The sequence below is a fragment of the Nonomuraea candida genome (assembly GCF_000725485.1).
GTDB classification, from domain to species: Bacteria; Actinomycetota; Actinomycetes; order Streptosporangiales; family Streptosporangiaceae; genus Nonomuraea; species Nonomuraea candida.
This window is the reverse complement of record NZ_JOAG01000011.1, coordinates 39,365-61,114: the sequence shown is the minus strand read 5'-3', so window position 1 is coordinate 61,114 and position 21,750 is coordinate 39,365. Positions and strand designations below refer to the sequence as shown.

Sequence of the window (21,750 nt, the reverse complement as noted above, 5' to 3'; positions counted from 1 at the left end):
AGCCGTCCGGTCGTGAGGGGCGCGGGCGCCACGCCGATCTGTCGGGGGCGCCGGGTAGGGTCTTCATTCATGGATCGGCAACTCACCTTGATGGTCGTGCACGCCCACCCCGACGACGAATGCCTGAGCACCGGCGGCATCCTGGCCCGCTACACCGAGGAGGGCATCCGCACCGTCCTGGTGACCTGCACCAACGGCGAGCAGGGCGACGACCTGGGCGGCGTCAAGCCGGGCGAGCCCGGCCACGACGACGCGGCGGTGGCCGAGCGGCGGCTGGGCGAGCTGCGCGAGTCGGTGGCCCACCTGGGCATCGACCATCTGGAGCTGCTCGGCTACCGCGACTCGGGGATGGACGGCTGGGACGGCAACGGCCACCCCGACGCGTTCGCCAACGTCCCGGTCGAGACGGCCGCCGCCAGGCTGGCCGCGCTGATGGAGCACTACCGGCCGCAGGTCGTGGTGACCTACGACGAGACGGGCGGCGGCGGTTACGGCCACCCCGACCACGTGCAGACCCACCGCATCACCGTGGCCGCCACCGAGCGCACGGGCATCCCCGACAAGCTCTACTACACGGCCATCCCCCGCTCGGCGATCAAGCGCATGTTCGAGCTGATGCGCGAGCACGGCGCCGACCTGGGCTTCGAGCCCTCCGACGACTTCGGCACCCCCGACGAGCGCGTCACCAGCATCGTCGACGTCACCGCCTACACCGAGCGCAAGCTCAAGGCCCTGCGGGCGCACGAGAGCCAGGGGGAGAACATCTTCCTGCTGCGCATGCCGGAGGAGGCGCAGCAGCAGGCGTTCTCCCACGAGGCGTTCGAGCGGGTGCTGAGCAAGGTGGACACGCCGAAGCACGAGGAAGACCTGTTCGCGGGCCTGCGCGACGCCTGAGGCGCCCCTGAAAGTTTCACCGGCGGGCCGGCCGTCTCAGCAGATCGGCCGGATTCGCGGGGCGGGCGGGGTTGAGATCCGGTCGCCATGATGCCTACGGTGCTGGCAACCCTCCGGTCAAGGAGATTGTCATGCGCGCCCGTCTCATCCCGGCCCTGGTCCTGACCCTCCTCGCCGTGGGCCTCGGCGTCCCGCCGGCCCACGCCCAGGTGACCGGCGGTTTCGACTTCGCCAGGGCGGAGGTCTCCGTCACGGGGCTGCAGGTGCCGTGGGCGATGGCGTTCCTGCCCGACGGCGACGCGCTGGTCTCCGAGCGCAACACGGGCCGCGTCATGCGGGTGCGGCCCGGCCAGGCGCCCACGCAGGTCGCCACCGTCAGCGGGGTCAGCGCCTCGGGCGAGAGCGGGCTGCTGGGGCTCGCGGTCTCGCCGACCTACGCGCAGGACGGCTGGGTCTACGCCTACTTCACCAGCACCAGCGGCGACAACCGGCTGGTCAGATTCCAGCTCACCGCCCCGCAGACGCAGACGGTGATCTTCTCCGGGGTGCCGAGCGCGGCGATCCACGACGGCGGCCGCATCGCGTTCGGCCCCGACGGCATGCTCTACGTCGCCACCGGCGACGCCGGCGTCACCGCCAACGCCCAGAACCTCAACAGCCCGGCGGGCAAGATCCTGCGCATGACGCCCACCGGCGGCGTCCCCGCGGGCAACCCGTTCGCCGGCTCCCGCGTCTGGAGCTACGGCCACCGCAACGTGCAGGGCCTGGCCTGGGACGGGCAGGGCCGGATGTACGCCACCGAGTTCGGCCAGAGCACCTGGGACGAGATCAACCAGATCGTCGCGGGCGGCAACTACGGCTGGCCGGCCTGCGAGGGCACCTGCTCCGACCCGTCCTTCCGCAACCCCGTCGTCACCTGGACGACGGCGGAGTCCTCACCCAGCGGGCTGGCGTACGCCAACGGCACGCTGTTCGCGGCGGCGCTGCGCGGGCAGCGGATCTGGGCGGTGCCGCTGAACGGCGACGGCACGGCCGGCACCCCGGTGGCCGAGCTGCGCTCCGCCTACGGCCGGCTGCGCGCGGTGGCGGCCGGGCCGGACGGCCGGCTCTGGATCTCGACCAGCAACCGCGACGGCCGGGGCAACCCGGTGGCGCAGGACGACCGGATCATCCGCGTCCCGCCGGCCGGCGGGGGCTCCGACACCGAACCGCCGACCGCGCCGACCGGCCTGACCGCCTCGGGCACGACCGCCACCACGACCACGCTGAGCTGGACCGGCTCGACCGACGACGTGGGCGTGACCGGCTACGACGTCTTACGCGCGCCGGGCGCCTCCGGCGGCGCGTTCGCCCGGGTCGGCACGTCGGCGGGCACCTCGCACACCGACACGGGCCTGACCGCGGGCACCGCCTACCGCTATCAGGTGCGCGCCCGCGACGCCGCGGGCAACCTCTCCCCCGTCTCCGGCACGATCACGGTCACCACCACCGCCGCGCAGGGCGGCTCCTGCTCGGTGACGGCCACGCCGCAGGCCCAGTGGGGCACCGGCTACGTGATCCAGCCCGTCACGGTCACCAACACCGGCACGACCAGGCTGAACGGCTGGACCGTGACGTTCACGCTGCCTCCCGGGCACCAGGTCACCGGCTCCTGGAACGCCGGGCTGAGCGGCGCGGGCCAGGCCGTCACGGCCCGGAGCACCAGCCACAACGGCGCCCTGGCCCCGGGGCAGAGCGTCTCGTTCGGCTTCCAGGCCACCCGGCCCGCCGGCGACAGCGGCCTCCCCTCCGGCTACCGCTGCACCAGCCCCTGACCCGCCCGTCTCAGCAGGCCCCGGGGCCGGGCCGCGTCAGATCCAGCCGCGGCGGGTGGCCTCCATGGCGACCTGGAAGCGGGTCTGCGCGCCCAGCCGCCGCATCAGCTTGGTGACGTGCCGCTGCACCGTGCGCTCGCTCCACCCGAGCGCCCGGCCGGCCGCCTTGTCGGTCGCCCCCGAGGCCAGCAGCGTCAGCAGCCGCTCCTCGTCCTGCGTCAGCTCGCCCTCCGGCGCGGCCACCCCCACCGGCACGCTGCGCTCCCACAACGCCTCGAACAGCGCCACCAGCGCGTCCAGCAGCGGTGACGGATGGATGAGGTACGACGCCGACACCACGTCGTCCCCCGGCCGCAGCAGCGGGATGATCGCCAGCCGGTCGTCGGAGATGCCCAGCTTCATCGGCACGGCCGCGATCCTGGCCTGCTCCCCGTGCTGCACCCCGGCCGTGACGTCGTCCAGCCAGCCGGGCAGCTCCAGCACGCTGGTGTCGTAGATGACGCGATATCTCACCCCGGTCCTGAGCAGGTCGAGCTCGACGGTGTTCGACTCCGTGTGCTGCTGCGGCGCGGCGTACGGCGGGCGGTCGAAGCCGCGCATCTGCACCCGCGTGTCCTGCTGCATCCGCACCCACCGGTGGTTGACCTCGTCGCGGCCCGAGATGACCTCGATCAGCTCGCCGGGGTGGGCGAAGCGGGTGCCGGCGCGGTAGACGTCCATGAGCGCGCGGATGTGGCCGCGGACGTCGTCCAGCTCCCGCTCGCGCTCGCGCAGGATCGCCTCCAGGCCGCTGTCGGGCGAGACGGCGACGTAGCGGACGGGGCGGCCGGACGACCGGGTGGCCAGGCCGAGGGTGACGAGCCCGTGCACGACGCGCCGCGCCACCGGGGCGGGGAGATGGCAGTCGGCGACGATCTCGGCGACGGTCGCCTGGGTGCGGCGGACCAGCGCGGCGTACACCTCCTCGTCCTGACGGCCGAGTCCGATGGCCTCCAGCACACGCTCCTCCGGGGTGTCGGGTTCACGTCACGTGACGGAAACTCGTCAGCAACCGATCTTGTCAGGAAACATCGGAGGATGTCAGCGTTCTGGGTGCACGAATGGCCCTCTGGGTCACCTGATTGAAGGAGCACCATGCCCCTGTCCCCCCGCCGTTCCGCTGGGCGACGCCTGCTCGCAGCCGTCTTACCAGCCGTACTGATGACCTCCGGGACGATCGGGACTTTCGGGATGCTGGTCGCGAGCCCCGCCGCCGCGCGGGCCGCCACGTCCGGCCCCGCCACCCTGCTCAATACTGGGCTCACCACTGGGCCCACCACGGGACCCACCACCGAGCACGCCGACCCGCCGAAGATCGACGCCAAGCTCGCCGAGCGGATGAAGGGCGCGCGCGGCCCCCTTGAGGCCGTCGTCGTGCTGCGCGCCCCGCACGACCCGCCGCCGGCCCGCTCCGCCGCCGAGGCGCGCGCGGCGCTGCGCGAGGGCGCCGCGCCCGTGCAGGACCCGGTGGCCGCGTTCGTGCGCTCGCGCGGCGACCAGGTGGTCAACACGTTCTGGCTGAAGAACATGCTCCTGGTACGCGCCACCCCCGGCACCCTGGGCGCCCTGGCCGAGCTCGACCTGGTCGAGCGGATCATCCCCAACTTCACGCTGACCGCCCCCGAGCCGGGCCGGGCCGCCGCGCCCAGGACCACCGCCGCCGCGGCCACGACCTGGGGCCTGGCCAAGATCGGCGCCGACCGGGTGCAGGACGAGCGCGGGCTGACGGGCAAGGGCGTGCGCGTGGCAGTGCTCGACACCGGCATCGACGTCACCCACCCCGACCTGAAGGGCAAGCTCGCCACCGCCGACCCCGCCGACCCGAAGGCGCCGGGCGGCTGGATCGAGTTCGACGCCAACGGCAAGCCGGTGCCGAGCGAGCCGCACGACAGCAGCTACCACGGCACGCACGTGGCGGGCACGATCGCGGGCGGCGACGCCTCCGGCACGCGGATCGGCGTGGCGCCGGGGGCCGAGCTGATGGCCGGGCTGGTCATCCCCGGCGGCCGGGGCACGCTGGCGCAGGTGATCGCCGGCATGCAGTGGGCGCTGGCGCCGTACCGGGCCGACGGCACCCCGGCGGGCGAGCCGGCCGACGTGGTGAGCATGTCGCTGGGCGCGGAGGGCTACGCCGACGAGCTGATCGAGCCGGCCAGGAACATCTACCGCGCCGGCGCCTTCCCCTCCTTCGCCATCGGCAACGACTGCTCGCCCGGCGGCTCCGGCAGCCCGGGCAACGTCTACGAGGCCGTGGCCGTGGGCGCGACCGACGCCGCCGACAACGTGGCCGGCTTCTCCTGCGGCGGCGTGGTCAAGAGCGGCGACTGGTTCGCCGCGCCGCCGGAGTGGCCGGACTCGTACGTCGTGCCGGACGTCTCCGCCCCCGGCGTGGACGTCGTGTCGGCCATGCCGGGCGGCGAGTACGCCGCGCTGAACGGCACCTCGATGGCCACCCCGCACGTCTCCGGCACGGTCGCGCTGATGCTGGAGGCCCGGCCCGGGCTGGCCGTGGACGCGGCCGAGGAGATCCTGGCCGGCACGTCGGTCTCCGACGACCGCTACGGCCCGCGCCCGAACGCCCGCTACGGCCAGGGCCGCATCGACGCCTACGCGGCCGTCGCGGAGGCGGCGCTCACCAGCGGCGTGCGCGGCACCGTCACCGACGGGCGCAGCCGCAGGCCGCTGGCCGGCGTGAAGATCGTCCGGGCCGACGGCCGGGGCACCGAGACCGGCGCGGACGGCCGCTTCGAGCTGCGGCTCCCGGCCGGCGAGCACGAGCTGACGCTGTCCAGGTTCGGTTACGAGACGGCCGCGAAGACGGTCACCGTGCGGGCCGACCGGCTCTCCGACGTGCGGCTGGAGCTGACGCGCACCCGGTGGAGCACGATCTCGGGCCGGGTGACGTACGAGCCGACCGGCGCCACCGTGCCCGGCGCCACGGTCACCGTGCTCGGCGTGCCGGACGTGCTGACCGGCACGACGGACCGCGACGGCCGATACACGATCAAGGACGTGCCCGCGGGCGAGCACCGGATCTCCGCGCACGCCGCCGGCGTGTCGCGCTCCGACCCGGTCACGGTCACCGTGACCCGGAGCCGGGCCGCGGCGGACGTCGTGCTGCCGCGCCGGCCCCGGACCGAACGGGTGTCGCTGGGCCCGGACGGGCGGCAGGCCAACAACGACGCCTGGTGGCCGGAGCTGAGCGGCGACGGCGGCGTGGTGGTGTTCGCCAGCTTCGCGACCAACCTCGACGACGTCGAGGACACCAACGGCGAGCTGGACGTCTTCGCCACCGACCTGCGCACCCGCACCACCCGGCGGGTCTCGGTGCCGAGCGGCGGCGGGCTGGCCGACTCGTTCTCGCTGTCGCCGACGGTGAGCGGGGACGGCCGGTACGTCGGGTTCAACAGCGGCGCGGCCAACCTGGTTCCCGGCGACACCAACGGCCTGTCGGACGCCTTCGTGCACGACCGGCGGACCGGCACGACGGAGCTGCTCTCGGTCGCCCCCGACGGCACGCCCGGCGACGGGCTGTCCGGCGCGCCCCGGTTCAGCGCGGACGGCCGCTTCGCGGTCTTCGACAGCGACGCGGCGAACCTGGTTCCCGGCGACACCAACGGCCGCACGGACGTGTTCCTGCGCGACCGGCAGAGCGGCACGACCGAACGGCTGTCCGTGGCGCGCGGCGGCGTCCAGGTGGACGACAGCTCGCGCGAGCCGACGATCAGCGCCGACGGCCGGTACGTGGCCTTCCAGAGCGGCGCCGACGCGCTGACCCCCGGCGACGCCAACGGCGTGATCGACGCGTACGTGCTGGACCGCCGGTCGGGAACCTTGACGCGGCTGGCGGCGCCCTACCCGGACGAGGAGACCACCGGGCCGGTGATCAGCGCCGACGGCACGGCCGTGACCTTCACCAACGGCGTCGGCCTGGGCGAGCTCTACGTGAAGAGGCCGTTCGCCACGGGCGAGGCCCGGCTGGTGTCGGTGACCCCCGGCGGCGAGCCGGCCGGCGCCATGTCCTTCGCCCCCTCGATCACCGCCGACGGCGGCAGGGTGGCCTTCTACAGCGACTCGCCCGCGCTGGTCCCCGGCGACACCAACGGGCGGAACGACGTGTTCGTCCGGGATGTCGCGGCCGGCACCACCACGCGGGTCTCCGGCGGGCCGCGGGGCGAGGAGGGCGACGGCCGCGCCGTGCTGCCCTCCATCAGCGACGACGGCCGGTACGTGGCCTTCGAGAGCACCTCGGCCAACCTGGGCGAGGGCGACACGAACAAGCGCGGCGACGTGTTCGTGCACGACCTGGTGGCCGGGCCCGAGGCGCTGTTCACGGTGAGCGGCCTGGAGGTCTCTCCCGAGGTGTCCCGGGCGGGGCGCGTGCGGGTGCGGGCGCTGGTGAAGAACGTGGGCGAGCGGGCGGGCTCGTACGAGGCCGTGCTGCACGTGGACGGCGCGGAGCAGGGACGGCGGGCCGTGTCGCTGCGGCCCGGCCGCACCGAGCGGGTCACCTTCGAGCTGCGCGGAGCCCAGGCGGGCACCCACGCCGTCAGGCTCGGCCCCCTCACCGGCGAGTTCACGGTCAAGCGCTGACCGGCGACGAGCGGGGCTCCTCTCGGGACGGCTGACGACCGGCGGGACGGGTTCACGTTGGGCCGGCCGCTTGCGGGCGGGTCCGCCGGGCGCCGGCCCCGCCCCCCGGCCGGGCCCCGCTCGGGTGCTGGGATGATGGTCTCCGACCCCCCGGAATCGCCGGCGCCCGCGTGCCTGACGAGCCGGCGACCGTCTCACGAAAGGCCGGCCCGATGATCGCTGTGCTGGGCGAGTGCGTCGCCGATGCCTTCACCGACCGGCCTGCCGGCCCGCACGGCGGGCCGGACGCCGGGCAGGGCCGCGACCGGGACGGCGCGCAGGCAGCCCGGCAGGACAGCGGGCCGGGCAGTGGGCCGGACAGTGGGCCGGACGGCGGGTTGACGTTGCGGGCGCTGCCCGGGGGCGGGCCGGCCAACACGGCGGTGGCGCTGGCGCGGCTCGGCACGCCGGCCCGGTTCCTCGGCCGCATCTCCTCCGACGTGTTCGGCGCGATGTTCCGCGAGCGCCTGGCCGCGTCGGGGGTGGACCTGTCGGCCTGCGTGGCGGCCGAGGAGCCCAGCACGCTCGCGGTCGCGGCGCTCGACGAGCGCGGGCGGGCCGACTACACCTTCTACGCCACCGGCGCGGCCGACTGGCAGTGGCGCCCGGACGAGCTGGACCCGGCCCGCCTCGGCGCCGCCACCTGCCTGCACACCGGCTCGCTCGCCCTGGTCAGGGAGCCGGGGCGGACGGCGGTGGAGGAGTTCGCCAGGGCGGCGGCCGGACGCGCCACGGTCTCGATCGACCCCAACGTGCGCCCCAGCCTGGCGGCCAAGGACGACTACCAGGTGGAGCGCTGGTGCTCCTTCGCCGACATCCTCAGGCTCAGCGACGACGACCTCGCCTTCCTGCTGCCCGGGGTGCCGCCGGAGCGGGCCTGCGACGGCTGGCACGCCGCCGGGGCCCGTCTCGTCGTCGTCACCATGGGCGCGGCGGGCGCGCTGATCTCGCTGGACGGCGCCCGCGCCAGGGTCGCCGCGCCGCGCGTGGAGGTGGTGGACACGGTCGGCGCGGGCGACGCGTTCACGGCCGGCCTGCTGCACGCCCTCGCCGCCAGGGGCCTGCTGGGCGGCCGGCTCGACGGGCTCGACCTGGAGACGGCGGTCGCGGCGGCGGAGTTCGCCGCCCGGGTGTCGGCGCTGACCTGCTCGGTGGCGGGCGCGAACCCGCCCCGCGCCGGCCAGCTCTGACGCCGGGGCGGGTCCGGTGCGTCAGAAGTCGAACTCGTCGATGTTGTCCTTGGTGAACACGAACGGGTCGCCGAGCAGCACCACGCCGTCCTTGCCGACGGTGTACTCGCCCAGCCTGCCCGCGGTGAACTTCTCGCCCTCCTTGCCGGTGATCAGGCCCGAGGCCAGCGCGCCGCCGGCGTAGGCGGCCAGGTAGCCCAGGTCGGACGGGTTCCACAGGGCGAACGACTTGACCGTGCCGTCCTTGACGTACGCGCGCATCTGGTTCGGCGTGCCCAGGCCGGTGAGCTGCACCTTGCCCTTGTACTCCGACCCCGACAGGTAGCGGGCCGCCGCGGCGACGCCGACCGTGGTGGGCGAGATGATGCCCTTGAGGTTCGGGTGCTTGGCCAGCAGGCCCTGCGCCTCCTGGAAGGACTTCTGGTCGTCGTCGTCCCCGTAGACCGTGGCCACCAGCTTGAGCCTGCCGTGCTCCGGCTTGGCCAGCTCGGTCTTCATCATCGCGATCCAGGCGTTCTGGTTGGTGGCGTTCGCGGTCGCCGACAGGATGGCGATCTCGCCGCCGTCCGGGCCGACGGCCTCGGAGATGAGCTTGACCTGGGAGGCGGCGATGCCCTCTGCGCTGGCCTGGTTGATGAAGACGTCCCGGCAGGAGGGGTTGGTGTCGGAGTCGTAGGTGACGACCTTGGCCCCGGCGGTGCGGGCCTCCTGGAGCGCGCCGCAGATGGCGTCCTTGTCGTTGGCCGAGACCACGATCACGTCGGCGCCCTGCTGCGACAGCGTGTTGATGTAGGAGACCTGCGCCGACGGGCTGGCCTCCGACGGGCCGGTCTGGCTGTAGACGCCCTTGACCTCCTCGACCGCGACCTTGCCGCCCTTGTTGTCGGAGGCGTCGAAGTACGGGTTGTTGACCTGCTTGGGCAGGAAGGCGATCTTCAGGCCCTCCTTGATCGTCTTCGCTCCGCCGCCGGCGGCCGGTTGCCCGGCGGTGGTGGCGGGCTCCTCACCGGCGCAGCCGGCGGCGGCGAGGGTGAGCGCGGTGAGCAGGGCCAGGGCGACGGCCCGGCCTCCTCGGATTCTCGCTGACATGGTGTGTCCTCACTCCTGGGGCAGGGGGGCGGCGGGTCGTCGCCTGCGCAGGCGATCGCGGAGCATGGCGGCGACGTTGGGTCCCACGACGGAGACGATGAGCAGGGATCCGGTGATGATGGTGAGGGTGTTGGCGGGCACGTACGCCAGTTGCAGGACGTTGCGCAGGATGCCGAGCAGGACGACCGCGGCGATGACGCCGACGAGACGGCCGCGCCCGCCGAAGATGGACACGCCGCCCAGCAGGACGGCGGCCACGACGGCGAGTTCGAGCCCGTTGCCGTTGTCGGCGCGGGCGCTGGCGTAGCGCAGCGTCCAGAAGACGCCGGCCAGCGCCGACATCGCGCCGGTGGCGACGAACAGCCAGAACTTGGCGCGGGCCACGTGGATGCCGGTGAAGCGGGCGGCCTCGGCGTTGTTGCCCATCGCGTACAGGCCGCGGCCGATCGGGGTGGCGTGCAGCAGCAGGCCGAAGACGACGGCGAGCACGGCCACCACGATGATCATCCAGGGGATGGTCAGGCCGGGGATCGCCGCGATCGCGCCCGTCGTCCACCCGGGCGGGTAGTCGGCCACCGCGCGGTCGCCGAGCACCACGTACGCCAGCCCGCGATACAGCGCGAGGGTGCCGATCGTGACGGCCAGCGACGGCAGCCCGAACGCGGTGACGAACACCCCGTTGACCGCGCCGAGCAGCGCGCCCAGCAGCAGGGCCACGGCGATCAGCACCGGCAGCGACGAGATGCCCCACAGCCAGAGCTGGCCCATGACCGTGCAGGTCAGGCCGAGGATGCTGGCCACCGACAGGTCGATCTCGCCGGTGATGATCACCAGGGTCATGGGCAGGGCGATCAGCGCGATCGGGATGACCTCCAGCGTGACGAACCGCCAGAAGCGCGGGCTGGCCACGCCCTCGACGGCGAGCGCGCCGGCCACGACGACCAGGGCCAGAGCCACGAGCAGGGCGGCGTCCCACGACCCGGCCACCCCCCGCCACCGCGCCGTCCGCCCGGCCGTGCCCCTTCCCGCCGGGGCCCGCCCGGCCCGGCCGCCTCCTGGTGCTGGCGTCGGCTCAGCCATGGCCGTTCCTTCCTCTCAGGGTCTTGGCCAGGCGGACGGCCAGCGCCCGGTCCAGGCCGATGGCGGCCAGGATCAGCGCGCCCACGGCGGCCCGCTGCCAGAACGGGCTGACGCCGAGCACCGGCAGCGCGCTGCTGATCGTGGTGAGCAGCACCGCGCCGAGCGCGGCGCCGTAGACCGAGCCGCTGCCGCCGAAGATGGCCACGCCGCCGACCACGACGGCGGCGACCACGTTCAGCTCGAAGCCGTTGCCGGCGTTGGCGTCGAGGGTGCCGAAGCGGGCCGCGTACAGCACGCCGGCCAGGCCGGCCAGGGCGCCGCTGGCGACGAACGCGGCGAACACCCTGCGCCCCACCGGGATGCCGGCCAGGCGGGCGGCGGCGGGGCTGGAGCCGATCGCGTACAGCTCCCGGCCGCTGCGGTAGCCGCGCAGGTAGTAGCCCGCCGCCACCAGCACCACCACGGCGAACAGCGTCAGCACCGGCACGCCCAGCAGCGTGCCGCTGCCCATGCGCAGGAAGCCCGGCGGCATGTCGGCGGCGTTGATCTGGCGGCCGCCGGCCCAGGTGTGGTCGAGGCCGCGGAAGACGTACAGGGTGCCGAGGGTGACCACGAGCGCCGGAACGCGGGCGGCGGCGATGAGCCCGCCGTTGACGACCCCGCACGCGGCCCCGAGCAGCACCCCGGCCGCGAGCGCCACCGGGATCGGCAGGCCCGGGTTCGCCACGAACAGGCTGCCCGTCGCGAACGCCGACAGGCCCAGCACCGACCCGACCGACAGGTCCACGTTGCGGGTGATGACGACGATGCTCTGCCCGACGGCGAGCACGGCCAGGATGGTGGCGCCGAGCAGCAGGTCCTTGATGCCCTGCGCGGTCAGGAAACGCGGGTTGACCAGCACCGTCACGCCGACGAGCAGCGCCAGCGCGACCGCGATGCCCAGCTCCCTGACCAGGAGCACGCGATGCGCGAGCCGGCCGCCCTCCTTGGCGCCGCCGAGCACGCCGGCCGCCGTCATGCGGCGCCGCCCTGGCCGGTGGCGGCGAGCATGACCCTCTCCTCGCCGGCCTCGGCGCGCGGCACGTCGGCGACCAGCCTGCCCTCGTGCATCACCAGGACGCGGTCGGCCATGCCGAGCACCTCGGGCAGCTCGCTGGAGATCATCAGCACCGCCACGCCCTGCCCGGCCAGCTCCGACAGCAGCCGGTGCACCTCGGCCTTGGTGCCCACGTCGATGCCCCGGGTGGGCTCGTCCACGATGAGCACTCGCGGGCCGGTGGACAGCCACTTGGCCAGCACCACCTTCTGCTGGTTGCCGCCCGACAGGGCGGAGACCGGGTCGGTGAGCCGGGCGGTCTTGACCCGCAGGCGCTCGCTCCACTCGCGGGCGGCCGCGCGCTCGCGCCCGCCGGTCAGCAGGCCCAGCCTGCTCAGCGACCAGCGCCGGGTGAGGGTGGCGTTGCGCTCCACCGACAGCTCCATGACCAGGCCCTGCTGGCGGCGGTCCTCCGGGACCAGGGCCAGCCCGGCGGCGATCGCGCGGCCGGTGTCGCCGGGCGGCAGGCGTACGCCGTCGACCAGCACCTCGCCCGCGTCGGGGCGGTCGATGCCGAACACGGCGCGGGCGACCTCGCTGCGCCCGGCGCCGACCAGGCCCGCCAGGGCGACGATCTCCCCGCCGCGCACGGTGAAGGAGACGTCCCGGAAGACGCCGTGCCGCGTCAGCGAGCGCACCTCCAGCCGGGGCTCGCCCACGGCCGCGTCCGTCCTGGGGTACAGGGCGGACACCTCGCGGCCGACCATGCGGCGTACCAGCTCGTCCACCGTGAGGCCGGCGGCCGGGTCGGTGGAGACCCAGCGGCCGTCCCGCATCACGGTGACGCGGTGGCACAGGGCGAAGATCTCGTCGAAACGGTGGGAGATGAACAGCACCGCCGCGCCGGCCTCCCGGAGCGAGGCCACAACCGAGAACAGCCGCTCGGCCTCCACCCCCGACAGCGCCGCCGTGGGCTCGTCCATGACCAGGATGCGGGCGTCGAACGCCAGCGCCTTGGCGATCTCCACGAGCTGCTGGTCGGCGATGGACAGCCCGCGCGCCGGCCGGCCGGGGTCGAGGTGGATGCCGAGCCGGCCGAACAGCTCGGCGGTGGCCCGCCGCATGGCCCCGGCGTCGATGCGGCGCAGCGAGCGCAGCGGCTGGCGGCTCATGAAGATGTTCTCGGCCACGGACAGGTCGGGGAAGAGGGCCGGCTCCTGGTAGATGACCGCGATGCCGGCGGCCCGCGCGTCGGACGGCCCCGAGGGGCTCAGCTCCCTTCCGTCCACCAGCACGGTGCCGGCGTCGGCCGGGTGCGCGCCGGCGAGGATCTTCACCAGGGTCGACTTGCCCGCGCCGTTCTCGCCCACCAGGCCGTGGACCTCGCCGGGCCACAGATCGAGCCGTACGTCCTGGAGGGCCCGTACGGCGCCGAAAGACTTGCTCACATGTCGTAGCGAAAGGATGGGAGGCAGTTCACTCATGCGCCCTCCGGCAAACGTTTATGGCAAAACGTTTTAAGTGCCCAGAACGTAAAACGGGCGCGTGGAGGGTGTCAACACCTCGTTAATCCGCCGTGACTTGGGTAGATTTCGGAGTTTGCGGGAAAATCTGTAAAACGATTCAGCATCGATCCGATGAACGGCGGTCACAGCTCTCCAGCAGCCGCTCCGCCACCACCTCCTCCGGCACCGCGATCCCCCGCGCGCGCATGGCCGGCGCCAGCTCCGCGTCCCACGGCGCGTCGGTCACCTGGCCGGCCGGCAGGCCCGGAGGCGGGCAGTCCGCCAGCCCACGCACGTAGTCGGCCGCCGACATGCGCCAGGGCCGCGCGCCGGTCTTGGCCATCGTGTACGCCGCGATGCGCAGGCCGGCCCCGTCGAAGTCGCCGTGGTAGTGCAGGCGGGCGCCGGGCAGCGCGCGCAGCAGCCGGACGACGGCGCTGTTGGGCCAGCCCGAGGTGCACACCATGGGCGGGCAGGACGCGCCGAACCGCTGCGCGGCCAGCGCCAGCACGGTCGGGTTCTCCACCACCCGCACGTCCCGCTCGCGCAGCGCCAGCTCGGGCACGTCCTGGAGCTGCGCGAGCGTGAGCACGCTCGGCCGGCCGTCCCAGATGCGCAGCACCCTGGCCAGGGCGGTGTCCCCGGCGGGGCGTAACCCGGCGACCAGCACCGTGGTGGACAGCGCGTCGCAGGCCACCCCGGCCCGCTCCCACAACGCCCGCCGCGCCTCGGCGCCCTCCGGGGGCGGCACGTCGTACAGGATGGACAGGGCCTTCAGCACCAGGGACGCCAGCCGCGTGCCGTCGTCCAGGGCGTGCGGGTCGCCGGTCACGCCGGCGGCCACCGCCGCCAGCGGGCGTCCGGCGGCGGGCAGCGCGGCCAGCACGTCGAGGGCCTGCCCGAGGAGGTCGCGGCCGGCCCGGCCTATGACCGCCGGGGCCGACAGGGCCAGCAGCGCGGGCTCGGCGGCGACCACCGGGTGCGCGGCGAACCAGTCGAGCAGCGCGGCCCGTTCCCGCCGCAGGCCGGCCTGCCGGCCCCGGCGGTCGTCGATCGGGCCGACCACCGCCTCGGCGACCGTGCGCGCGTCGAGGCCGCCCAGCGCCCCCTCCAGCCTGGCCACGTCGATGGTGACGGCCGGGCCGGGGTAGCGGTCGAGGCCGAGCAGGTCCGCGACGGCCGCCTGCTCGGCCTCCGCCAGGCCGGTCACCCTGACCCGGCTGAGCGGGCCGCCGGCGCCGAGCCGCCGGTGCAGCGCGACCCACACGGGCCGCAGCTCCGCCACCCGCAACCGCTCCGGCACCACCGCCACGCCAGCCTGCTCCGGCACGCACGCCTCAGCCGCCACACCCGTCTCCGTCCGGTCCGTCATTCGGCGGGCACCGTGCGGTAGCCGTTCCACACGAAGCGGGCCGTCGTCACCGCGTCGTCCCCGTCGCCCGTGATGAGCTGGTGGATCGCGATCCCGTCCAGCTCGCGGTACTCGCACCACTCGTGGTCCGAGGTCAGCACCAGGTCCAGCCCCAGATCCACCAGCAGGTCGAACACCTGGCCCCGGTTCGTCTTGTCCACCCCCACGAACACCTCGTCGAGCAGGATGAACCGCGGGCACCCAGGGTCGGTCTGGTAGTGCGCGGCCACGGCGGCGAACAGCGGCAGGTGCAGCGCGATCGCCTTCTCCCCGCCCGACAGCGCCCCGTGCAGCTTCCTGGTCAGGTCCTGCCACCCCTGCCCGTCGCCCCGGTCGAGCTTGACCACGAACCGGTGCCAGGCCGTGTAGTCGAGCACCTTCATGAGCTGGTCCTCCCAGCTCGCCGAGGAGTTGTCGGCCCGCGCCTCCTCCACGCGGTCTCTGAAGAAGACGTACAGGGCCTCCTTGTCGGCCTCGCTCAGCCCGGCCGGGTCGCGCAGCAGCAGGTCGCGGGCGGCCCGCGTGCCGGCGGACTGGGCGGGATCGACCTGCCACACCAGCCGCACGGCCACGCGGGAGGCGGTGCGGACGCGTTCGAGGCGCTGGTTCATGCCCTCCACCAGGGCCGTGGCCTGCCTGATGCGGTCGGCCAGGTGCCGCCGCGTGTCACCGGCCAGCGTGCGGTCGAACAGGTCCCGCTCGGCCTCGGTGATGTCGGAGCGCCGCGCGTCGCGCTCCTTGCGCAGCGCCTCGCTCAGCGCCGCGGCCCCCGCCCGCACGCCGTTGACGGTGGCGGTGAGCACCTGCACGTCCTCGTCGGGCGCCAGCTCCAGGTCGGCGCGGTCGGCCAGCACCTCCCTGGCGTGGTGGAAGGCGTCCTGCAGCCGCGCCTCGGCCTCCCTGACGTTCTTGTGCTCGTACGGGACCGCGGCGAGCCGCTCGGCCACGGCCCTGGCCGCCTCCAGGACGGCCCGCACCCCCGCCTCGGGGGCCAGCGCGACCTCCACCCGCGCGTCCGCGGGCAGGTGCCCGGCCGCCAGGCGGCGGAACCGGCCGGACACCTCGTCGCGCGCCCGCCCGGCCTCGGCGTGCCGCTCCTCGGCGATCGCCAGCTCGCCCCTGAGCTGCCCGAGCCGGGCGTTGAGCCGGGCCAGGCCGTCGTTGACGGACTTGATCAGGCGGCGGCAGGTCTGGTGGGCGGTCTGGGCCGCCTGGAGCCGTTCGAGCACGCGCAGGTGCTCGACGCCGACCGTGGACTCGATCGCGGCCAGCCGCTCGGCCAGCACGACCGCGCGGGACGCGGCCTCCTCGGCGCGCTCGACGGCCTCGACGGCGAGCCGCTCGTACTCGGCCGCGCTCTCGGCGGCCAGCTCGGCGCGCTCCCCGGCGGCGCGGGCGCCGGCGCGCCGGTCGTGCCAGACGGCGCCGGTCGTCTCGGCGGTGCGCAGCGCCTCCTCCAGGTTGTCGAGCGCGGCCGGCGCGGTGGGCAGGGAGTGCCGGTCGGCCAGCTCGGTGAGCCGGCGCAGCGACCTGCCGACGTCCCGCTCGCACTCGTGCAGCCGCTCCTCGTACGCCCGGAGCTGGTCCTCCAGCAGCGCCACCTTCCGCGTCGCGCCGTCGAGCTCCTGGACCGCGCCGGCGTACGCCTGCCTGCCGGGGCGGCGCCGCAGCTCGGCGGCCAGCGTGTCGCGCTCGCCGTCCACCACGGCGCGCAGGTGGTCGCATTCGGCGATCCGACCGGCCAGCTCGGCGAGCCGGTCGTCCAGCTCGGCGATGCGGCGGCGCCTGGCGCGCTCGCGGGCGGTGGCGCCGATGTAGGAGGGCTCGGGCTTGACCCAGCGGCCCGCCGCCGGGCCCAGCCGCCAGGTGCCGTCGGCGCCGATGACGGCCGGATGGTCGACGCCGATCGCGGTGGGCGCGAACGCGATGCCGGCCAGCACGGTGTCGGCGGGCACCGGCGAGCCGGCCTCCGTGAACAGCACGTGGGCCAGGCTGTAGCCGGGGGCGGGCGCGGCCAGCGCGGCCACGGCGAACGCGTCGTGCTCGCCGGGGTCGAACCCGCCGTCCGGCCGCAGCCACAGGTCGAGCAGGCCCGACGCCTCCAGCGCGGCCTCCACGCCCGCCTGGGCCACGGGGTCGAGACCCGCCCGGAACGCGACGGCCCGCCACAGCGGCGCGCCGGGGCGGCCCGGCCTGGCGGCGGCGGTCCGGGTGTGCGGGGCGGGCGGTTCGAGCACCGTCTGCCCGCTCAGGCTCTCGCGCTCGGCGGCCAGCTCGTCCCGCTCGGCGACCAGGCTCCGGCGCAGGCCGGACAGGTGCTGCTCGCGGGCGGCCAGCTCGACTTCGGCCATCGTGCGGGCGGTGCCCACCAGGTCGTCGGCCCGTTCGAAGTCCTCGGCCAGCTCGGCGAGCGCGGCCGGGTCGAGCTGGAGCTGGGTGCAGCCGCCCGCCCAGTCGGCCAGGGCGGCGGCCAGGTCGCGGGCCTTCTCCTCGCGCAGCCGCTCGGCCTTCTCCTGGGCCTGCCGGGCGGCGGCCAGGTCGTCCCTGGCCCGGTCGCGGTCGTGCTCGGCGCCGGTGCGGCGCCTGATCGCCTCGTCGTGGCGGAGCGCGCCCGCCCTGACCTCGCGGATCTGGGCGGCCCTGCTGGTGACGGCGGCCCGCAACAACTCCCGCGCCCTGCGCACACCCGCCTCACCGTCGTCGCCGGAGGGGAGGGCGCGTTCGGTCTCCTCGTGGACGGTGAGGAGGCCGGCGCGTTCGGCGGCGTGGCGGGCCTCGGCGCGGGCGCGGTCGGCGAGGGAGTCCGCCGTGCGGGCCGCGGCGGCGGCGCGGGCCGCGGCCTCCTGCTTGCCGGTGACCGCGCGGGCCGCCTCGCCCGCCTGGTCGCGCAGGCGGCCGGCCACCTCGTGCGCCGCCTGCGCCTCGGCGCGCAGCCGGTGCAGGTCGCCGCCCGCCCGGTACGCCTCGCTCTCCTTCAGCCCGTCGATCTGGGCGGCCAGGGCCAGCTCGCGCGCCTCCTCCTCCCCCAGCCGCACGGTCGCCGCGTCGAGCTCCCGCTCGGTCTCCTTGAGCGCCTCCCGCCCGGCCTTGACCTCGGCGGCCAGCGACTCCAGCGCGTAGCCGGCGGAGGTGACGGCAGCGGCGGCGGCCCGCAGGACGCGCTGGGCGTAGCCGCGCTGGCGGCCGGCGAGCCGGTCGGCCTCCTCCACGTCGCGGTCGAGCAGCCGCAGCTCCTCGCGCTGCCGGTCGAGCCGCTCGAACCCCTCGGCGATCTCGTGGATCTCCCCCTCGCCGAGCGGCGGCAGGGCGCTCGACAGCAGCTCCGACAGCAGCCCGGGGTCGAGCCGCTCGGACAGCTTGGGCGTGCGAAGCTGGCGCAGCGCGGTCAGCAGCGACTCGTAGCGCTGCTCGCTGAGGCCCCGGTAGAGCGTCTGGCGGACGAGCGTGCGGTAGGACTCGGCCGACTCGTGCACCCTGCCCGACGTGCCGAGCTCGTCGATGAGCTGGGCCTTGGTCAGCGGCTGCCCGCCCTCGCCGGTGAGCCGGAAGCCGTCGGGCGCGTCCACGCGGGCGTCGCTGGTGAAGTAGGCCGCGGTGACGTTCTTGGTGTGGATGGTGGCCTGGAGCCGCGCCCCGCAGGTGAACCAGCGGCCGTCGGCGTGCCGGAACTCCAGCCACACGTAGCCGACCCGGGTGGTGCCGGAGGCGCCATCGCCCATGAGGTTCCAGTGCATGGTGCGCTCGGTGCCGCCGAACGTGGACAGCCTGCTGGGCTTGAGGCTGGCGTCCAGCACGTACGGCAGCAGCAGCTCCAGCACCTTGGACTTGCCGCTGCCGTTGGGCCCGCGCAGCAGCAGCCTGCCCCGGTGGAACTCGAACACCTCGTCGTAGTAGCGCCACACGTTGACGATCCCGGCGCGCACGGGGGTCCAGCGGGCGTCCACCCCGTGCGCGGCACGCGGCGCGGCGAGCTCGGTGACGGTCACGAATCCTCCTGTACGGCGCGTTCGACCCGGTATCGGGCGGCGGCTGGCAGGGCGGCGACCCGGTCACCGCTGCGGCGGGCCAGCCCGAAGAGCGTGAGCACCTCCAGCGCGTCGGCGGCCAGCCGGGGCCCGCCCCCGTCGGACTGGTAGGCCTTGGCCCACTGGGGGAAGCGGCGCAGCAGGCGGGCGGCCTCCTCGTCGAGCCGGGCGGCGGTGACGGGGCCGGAGGTGACGAGCAGGTCGAGCATGAGCAGGGCGGCCACCTTGGCGTGGCTGCCGTCGTCGGGGAACCGGGTGTCGGTGGCGACGGCGTCGGGGTCGACGAGCAGGAAGCCCTCGGCGCGCTCTTCCAGCACGAACCCGGCCTCCTCGGCGGCGCGGCGCAGGAGCTGCCGGCCGGTGAGCGAGGCGGCGTAGGCGGCCTGGGCGGGGGTGAGCTCGTCGCGGTAGACGACGGGCTCGTCGAGCAGGCGGCGGATGAGCGAGTGGCGGGCCCACAGGTTGCGCTGGGTCTCGGTGGGCTCGTCGCCGCCGTAGCGGGCCTCGGCGACGAGCGCCTCCAGCACGCCCTCCCCCGGGACGAAGGGGGCGGCCTCGCCGGCCGCCGGGTGCGCCTGCTCGCGGGCGGCGGCGACCCTGGACGGGGGGACCGGGGCGGACAGCAGGCGGATGACGCGCGTGGTGTCCACGCGGTAGAGCACCTTGGCGTCCTCGTCGTCGAGGTAGGCGTCGGTGGCGCCGTCCATGGCGGTGACGGCGCCGTAGTGCTCCAGGAGCTTGAGCGCGTCCACGAAGGCGGCCCGCTCGTCGTTCCTGACGGGGTCGAACGCGGGCACGCCCGGCTCCACCGCGGCCGCCTGCACCACCCGCTGGGCCAGCATCCCGATGGTGGTGACCGGCGAGGTGAGCAGCTCGGCCGCGCACAGGCACAGCAGCGTGTAGCGGCGGCGGTCGAACGGGGCCCTGGTGGTGCGGCGGCGGCGCGCGGGCCGGGTCGGGCCGGGCTCGGAGCGGACCTTGACCAGGCGGGCGTACCCCTGGCGCGGCTCCACGACCAGCCGCCAGCCGCAGAAGTAGTCGAACCACTGGATCAGCGGCTGACGGCGCCTCCTGATGAGGTCGAAGGCGGCGGGGTCGTCGTGCAGCGACACCAGGGGGCGGCCGAGCAGGGTCCTGATCGCGCGGGCGATCTCCTCCTTCTCGGCCCTGACGAGCTGGTTGGCCAGGCTGCTCATGCCCCCGCCGCCCATCCGCCCGCGTCGGGCCCGGCCGGGAGCGGGCTGTCCGGGGCGTCGGCGAGGGAGCGGACGTCGATGAGGTAGTCGGGGCCCCTGAACCAGCCCTCGGGGGTGCGCAGCACCGCCACCGCCCCGTCGTCGGGCGCCCGCAGCACGATCTCCACCCGCCCGTCGGAGGTGACGGCGCGCCGGAACCCGGTCGAGTCGGGGCGCTCGGCCAGCGCCCGGCCGAGCAGGTCGAGCAGCCGGCCGAACGCGTCGTGGCCGAGCTCCCCGAGCTGCGACAGCCGCACCGCGCCGGTGGTGGCCAGGGCCGCCCAGGCGGCCTCCAGCTCGGCCCGCTCCTTCTCCGCCCGCGCCCTGCGCTCGGCCCGCAGCGCGGCCACGTCGCGCACCCTGCCGGTGCGGCCCATGCGCTCGGTGCGCCCGCGCGAGCGCAGCAGCGCCGACACCTGGACCGGCTCGGCCTCCGGCCAGGGCACCCCGGCCGGGATCAGCTCGGCGTCGGCGTGCCCGAGGTGGGCGTGGCGGGCCGAGCCGAGCCCGAACGCCGCGTCCCACAGCCGGTGCGCGTCGTCCTCGGCGGGCGCGGTGGCGAACCAGCGGGCCAGCGTACGGAAGTCGGCGGCGGCGCTGGAGGAGCGGCGGCGCGAGTCGGTGATGCGGTCGAGCACCTGCAGCAGCGACACGATCGCCCGCCGCGCCACGTCGTGCAACTGCCGCACCCGCGGCACTTCCCCGCCCCCGGCACCGGCGACGACCGCGGCGCCGGACGCGCCGCCGTGCGGAGCGGCGGCGTCACGCCCCGGAGCGGCGTCGGCGGCGCCGTGCGGGGCGGCGCCGTCACGGCCAGGAGCGGCGCCGTGCGGGGCGGCGCCGTCGCCCGGGCCCTCGCCGGGGGCGAACCACAGGCACAGCCCCTCCCAGCGGGCGGCGCGGACGGCCAGCCACGGGGTGGCGTGGTCGGCGCCGGGCACCTTCGGCAGGTCGGCGCCGTCGAGCGCGCGGGCGTGCAGCACGCTTACGCCGTGCGCGGCCACGGCCCGCAGCGCGGCGGCGATCGTCTCGGCCCGCTGCTCCAGGTTGGTCACGAACTCCTGGAGGTAGGCCACGGTGGCGGCCTTGACCTCGTGGAAGGTGGCCAGGTCGGTGCCCTCGACGCGCAGCAGCCGCTGCAGCTCGCCGTTGAACTGCTTGGTGTTGCCGCGCAGCCCGTCGAGGTGCCCCTCCAGCTCCTGCAGGCTGGTGAAGATGCGCCGGTTGCGGCCGGGGTCGGGGTCGCGCAGCAGGTCGTCCAGCTCGCCCAGCCGGTCGGCGATGGCGTCGAGCACGGCCGTCTGCAGCGCCCCGGCCGAGGCCAGCATGGCCATGGCGTGCTGCACGCCGGCGAAGGCGGCCTCGCCGCGCTTGGTGAGCGAATATTGCAGGTTCTTGCGTTCGTACTCCTCGGCGGTGGCGAAGCTGCCGGCGTGGTTGAAGATGACGTCGAGCAGCCCCCACCCGGCGAGCTGTTTCAGCGTGCCGGTCAGCTCCTGCTCGCCGACCGGCGCGAACCAGCCCACCGCGCGCAGCCGCTCGCGCACCTCCTCGACGGTCAGCGCCGTCTCCAGCCGCTCGTTGGCCTCGCCGAAGGCGTAGAGGACCGCGGTGTGCAGGTCTGCCCGCTCGGTGGTGGTGAACCGGAACATCTCCGGCGGCACCCGTGGCGGCTCCGCCATCGTCCCGCTCCCCTCGCCCGCGACTCCCACCCACGCAACCGTAGCGGCAGGGACCGGCCCGGCGACCGCTGTTTGCGCGCAGATCGCAGGGGTACGGCGCTGGCATGGGAAGCGGTGC

At 75.1% G+C, this 21,750-nt stretch carries 13 protein-coding genes; 4 read left to right on the top strand and 9 right to left on the bottom strand.

Features of this window, described 5'->3' with window-relative positions:
- Positions 1-69 precede the first annotated feature (69 nt).
- Positions 70-894, top strand: coding sequence for a PIG-L family deacetylase (locus IO39_RS11310; protein ID WP_043620063.1), 825 nt, complete (start codon positions 70-72; stop codon positions 892-894).
- A 131-nt stretch (positions 895-1,025) separates the two neighbouring features.
- A complete protein-coding gene (locus IO39_RS57600; protein ID WP_084772698.1) occupies positions 1,026-2,708 on the top strand; it encodes a PQQ-dependent sugar dehydrogenase in 1,683 nt (560 codons plus the stop codon).
- A 36-nt stretch (positions 2,709-2,744) separates the two neighbouring features.
- On the opposite strand, the gene IO39_RS11300 is transcribed toward IO39_RS57600, so the two are convergent.
- Entirely contained in the window at positions 2,745-3,707 is a 963-nt protein-coding gene (locus IO39_RS11300; protein ID WP_043620061.1) for a helix-turn-helix transcriptional regulator, read from the bottom strand.
- 201 nt (positions 3,708-3,908) lie between these two features.
- Here IO39_RS11300 and IO39_RS50485 point away from each other — a divergent pair, with 201 nt between their 5' ends.
- Positions 3,909-7,340 carry a S8 family serine peptidase gene (locus tag IO39_RS50485; protein WP_157548191.1) on the top strand — a complete coding sequence of 1,144 codons (3,432 nt, stop codon included), beginning with the start codon at positions 3,909-3,911 and terminating at the stop codon, positions 7,338-7,340.
- 212 nt (positions 7,341-7,552) lie between these two features.
- A complete protein-coding gene (locus tag IO39_RS11290) occupies positions 7,553-8,569 on the top strand; it encodes a carbohydrate kinase family protein (RefSeq protein WP_043620376.1) in 1,017 nt (338 codons plus the stop codon).
- A 21-nt stretch (positions 8,570-8,590) separates the two neighbouring features.
- Here IO39_RS11290 and rhaS read toward each other — a convergent pair whose 3' ends face one another.
- The 8 genes from rhaS to IO39_RS56705 all read right to left on the bottom strand — a co-directional run bounded on the left by rhaS (position 8,591) and on the right by IO39_RS56705 (position 21,632).
- Positions 8,591-9,658, bottom strand: a complete 1,068-nt coding sequence (gene rhaS / locus IO39_RS11285) for a rhamnose ABC transporter substrate-binding protein (RefSeq protein ID WP_043620059.1) — start codon at positions 9,656-9,658, stop codon at positions 8,591-8,593.
- A gap of 9 nt (positions 9,659-9,667) precedes the next feature.
- Positions 9,668-10,738, bottom strand: a complete 1,071-nt coding sequence (locus IO39_RS11280; RefSeq protein ID WP_084772695.1) for an ABC transporter permease — start codon at positions 10,736-10,738, stop codon at positions 9,668-9,670.
- A complete protein-coding gene (locus IO39_RS11275; RefSeq protein ID WP_043620055.1) occupies positions 10,731-11,756 on the bottom strand; it encodes an ABC transporter permease in 1,026 nt (341 codons plus the stop codon). The genes IO39_RS11280 and IO39_RS11275 overlap by 8 nt, the downstream gene beginning before the upstream one ends.
- Positions 11,753-13,258, bottom strand: a complete 1,506-nt coding sequence (locus IO39_RS11270) for a sugar ABC transporter ATP-binding protein (RefSeq protein WP_043620053.1) — start codon at positions 13,256-13,258, stop codon at positions 11,753-11,755. Before IO39_RS11270 ends, IO39_RS11275 begins: the two co-directional genes overlap by 4 nt.
- Before the next feature lie 139 nt (positions 13,259-13,397).
- Complete coding sequence (locus tag IO39_RS11265; RefSeq protein ID WP_245641915.1) at positions 13,398-14,627, bottom strand: TIGR02679 family protein; 1,230 nt, start codon at positions 14,625-14,627, stop codon at positions 13,398-13,400.
- 20 nt (positions 14,628-14,647) lie between these two features.
- Positions 14,648-18,676 (bottom strand): TIGR02680 family protein, encoded by a 4,029-nt coding sequence (locus IO39_RS11260; protein WP_043620050.1) that lies wholly within the window; start codon positions 18,674-18,676, stop codon positions 14,648-14,650.
- A complete protein-coding gene (locus IO39_RS11255; RefSeq protein WP_043620372.1) occupies positions 18,673-19,911 on the bottom strand; it encodes a TIGR02678 family protein in 1,239 nt (412 codons plus the stop codon). The genes IO39_RS11260 and IO39_RS11255 overlap by 4 nt, the downstream gene beginning before the upstream one ends.
- On the bottom strand, positions 19,908-21,632 hold the full coding sequence (locus tag IO39_RS56705; RefSeq protein ID WP_052422743.1) for a TIGR02677 family protein: 1,725 nt from the start codon (positions 21,630-21,632) through the stop codon (positions 19,908-19,910). Before IO39_RS56705 ends, IO39_RS11255 begins: the two co-directional genes overlap by 4 nt.
- Positions 21,633-21,750 lie beyond the last annotated feature (118 nt).

Excerpts from the sequence above, each read along its gene's own strand:
- IO39_RS50485 (WP_157548191.1), top strand. The coding sequence starts at position 3,909 with ATGACCTCCGGGACGATCGGGACTTTCGGGATGCTGGTCGCGAGCCCC.
- IO39_RS11275 (WP_043620055.1), bottom strand. The coding sequence starts at position 11,756 with ATGACGGCGGCCGGCGTGCTCGGCGGCGCCAAGGAGGGCGGCCGGCTC.
- IO39_RS57600 (WP_084772698.1), top strand. The coding sequence starts at position 1,026 with ATGCGCGCCCGTCTCATCCCGGCCCTGGTCCTGACCCTCCTCGCCGTG.
- IO39_RS11255 (WP_043620372.1), bottom strand. The coding sequence starts at position 19,911 with ATGAGCAGCCTGGCCAACCAGCTCGTCAGGGCCGAGAAGGAGGAGATC.
- IO39_RS56705 (WP_052422743.1), bottom strand. The coding sequence starts at position 21,632 with ATGGCGGAGCCGCCACGGGTGCCGCCGGAGATGTTCCGGTTCACCACC.
- rhaS (WP_043620059.1), bottom strand. The coding sequence starts at position 9,658 with ATGTCAGCGAGAATCCGAGGAGGCCGGGCCGTCGCCCTGGCCCTGCTC.
- IO39_RS11270 (WP_043620053.1), bottom strand. The coding sequence starts at position 13,258 with ATGAGTGAACTGCCTCCCATCCTTTCGCTACGACATGTGAGCAAGTCT.
- IO39_RS11290 (WP_043620376.1), top strand. The coding sequence starts at position 7,553 with ATGATCGCTGTGCTGGGCGAGTGCGTCGCCGATGCCTTCACCGACCGG.
- IO39_RS11310 (WP_043620063.1), top strand. The coding sequence starts at position 70 with ATGGATCGGCAACTCACCTTGATGGTCGTGCACGCCCACCCCGACGAC.
- IO39_RS11280 (WP_084772695.1), bottom strand. The coding sequence starts at position 10,738 with ATGGCTGAGCCGACGCCAGCACCAGGAGGCGGCCGGGCCGGGCGGGCC.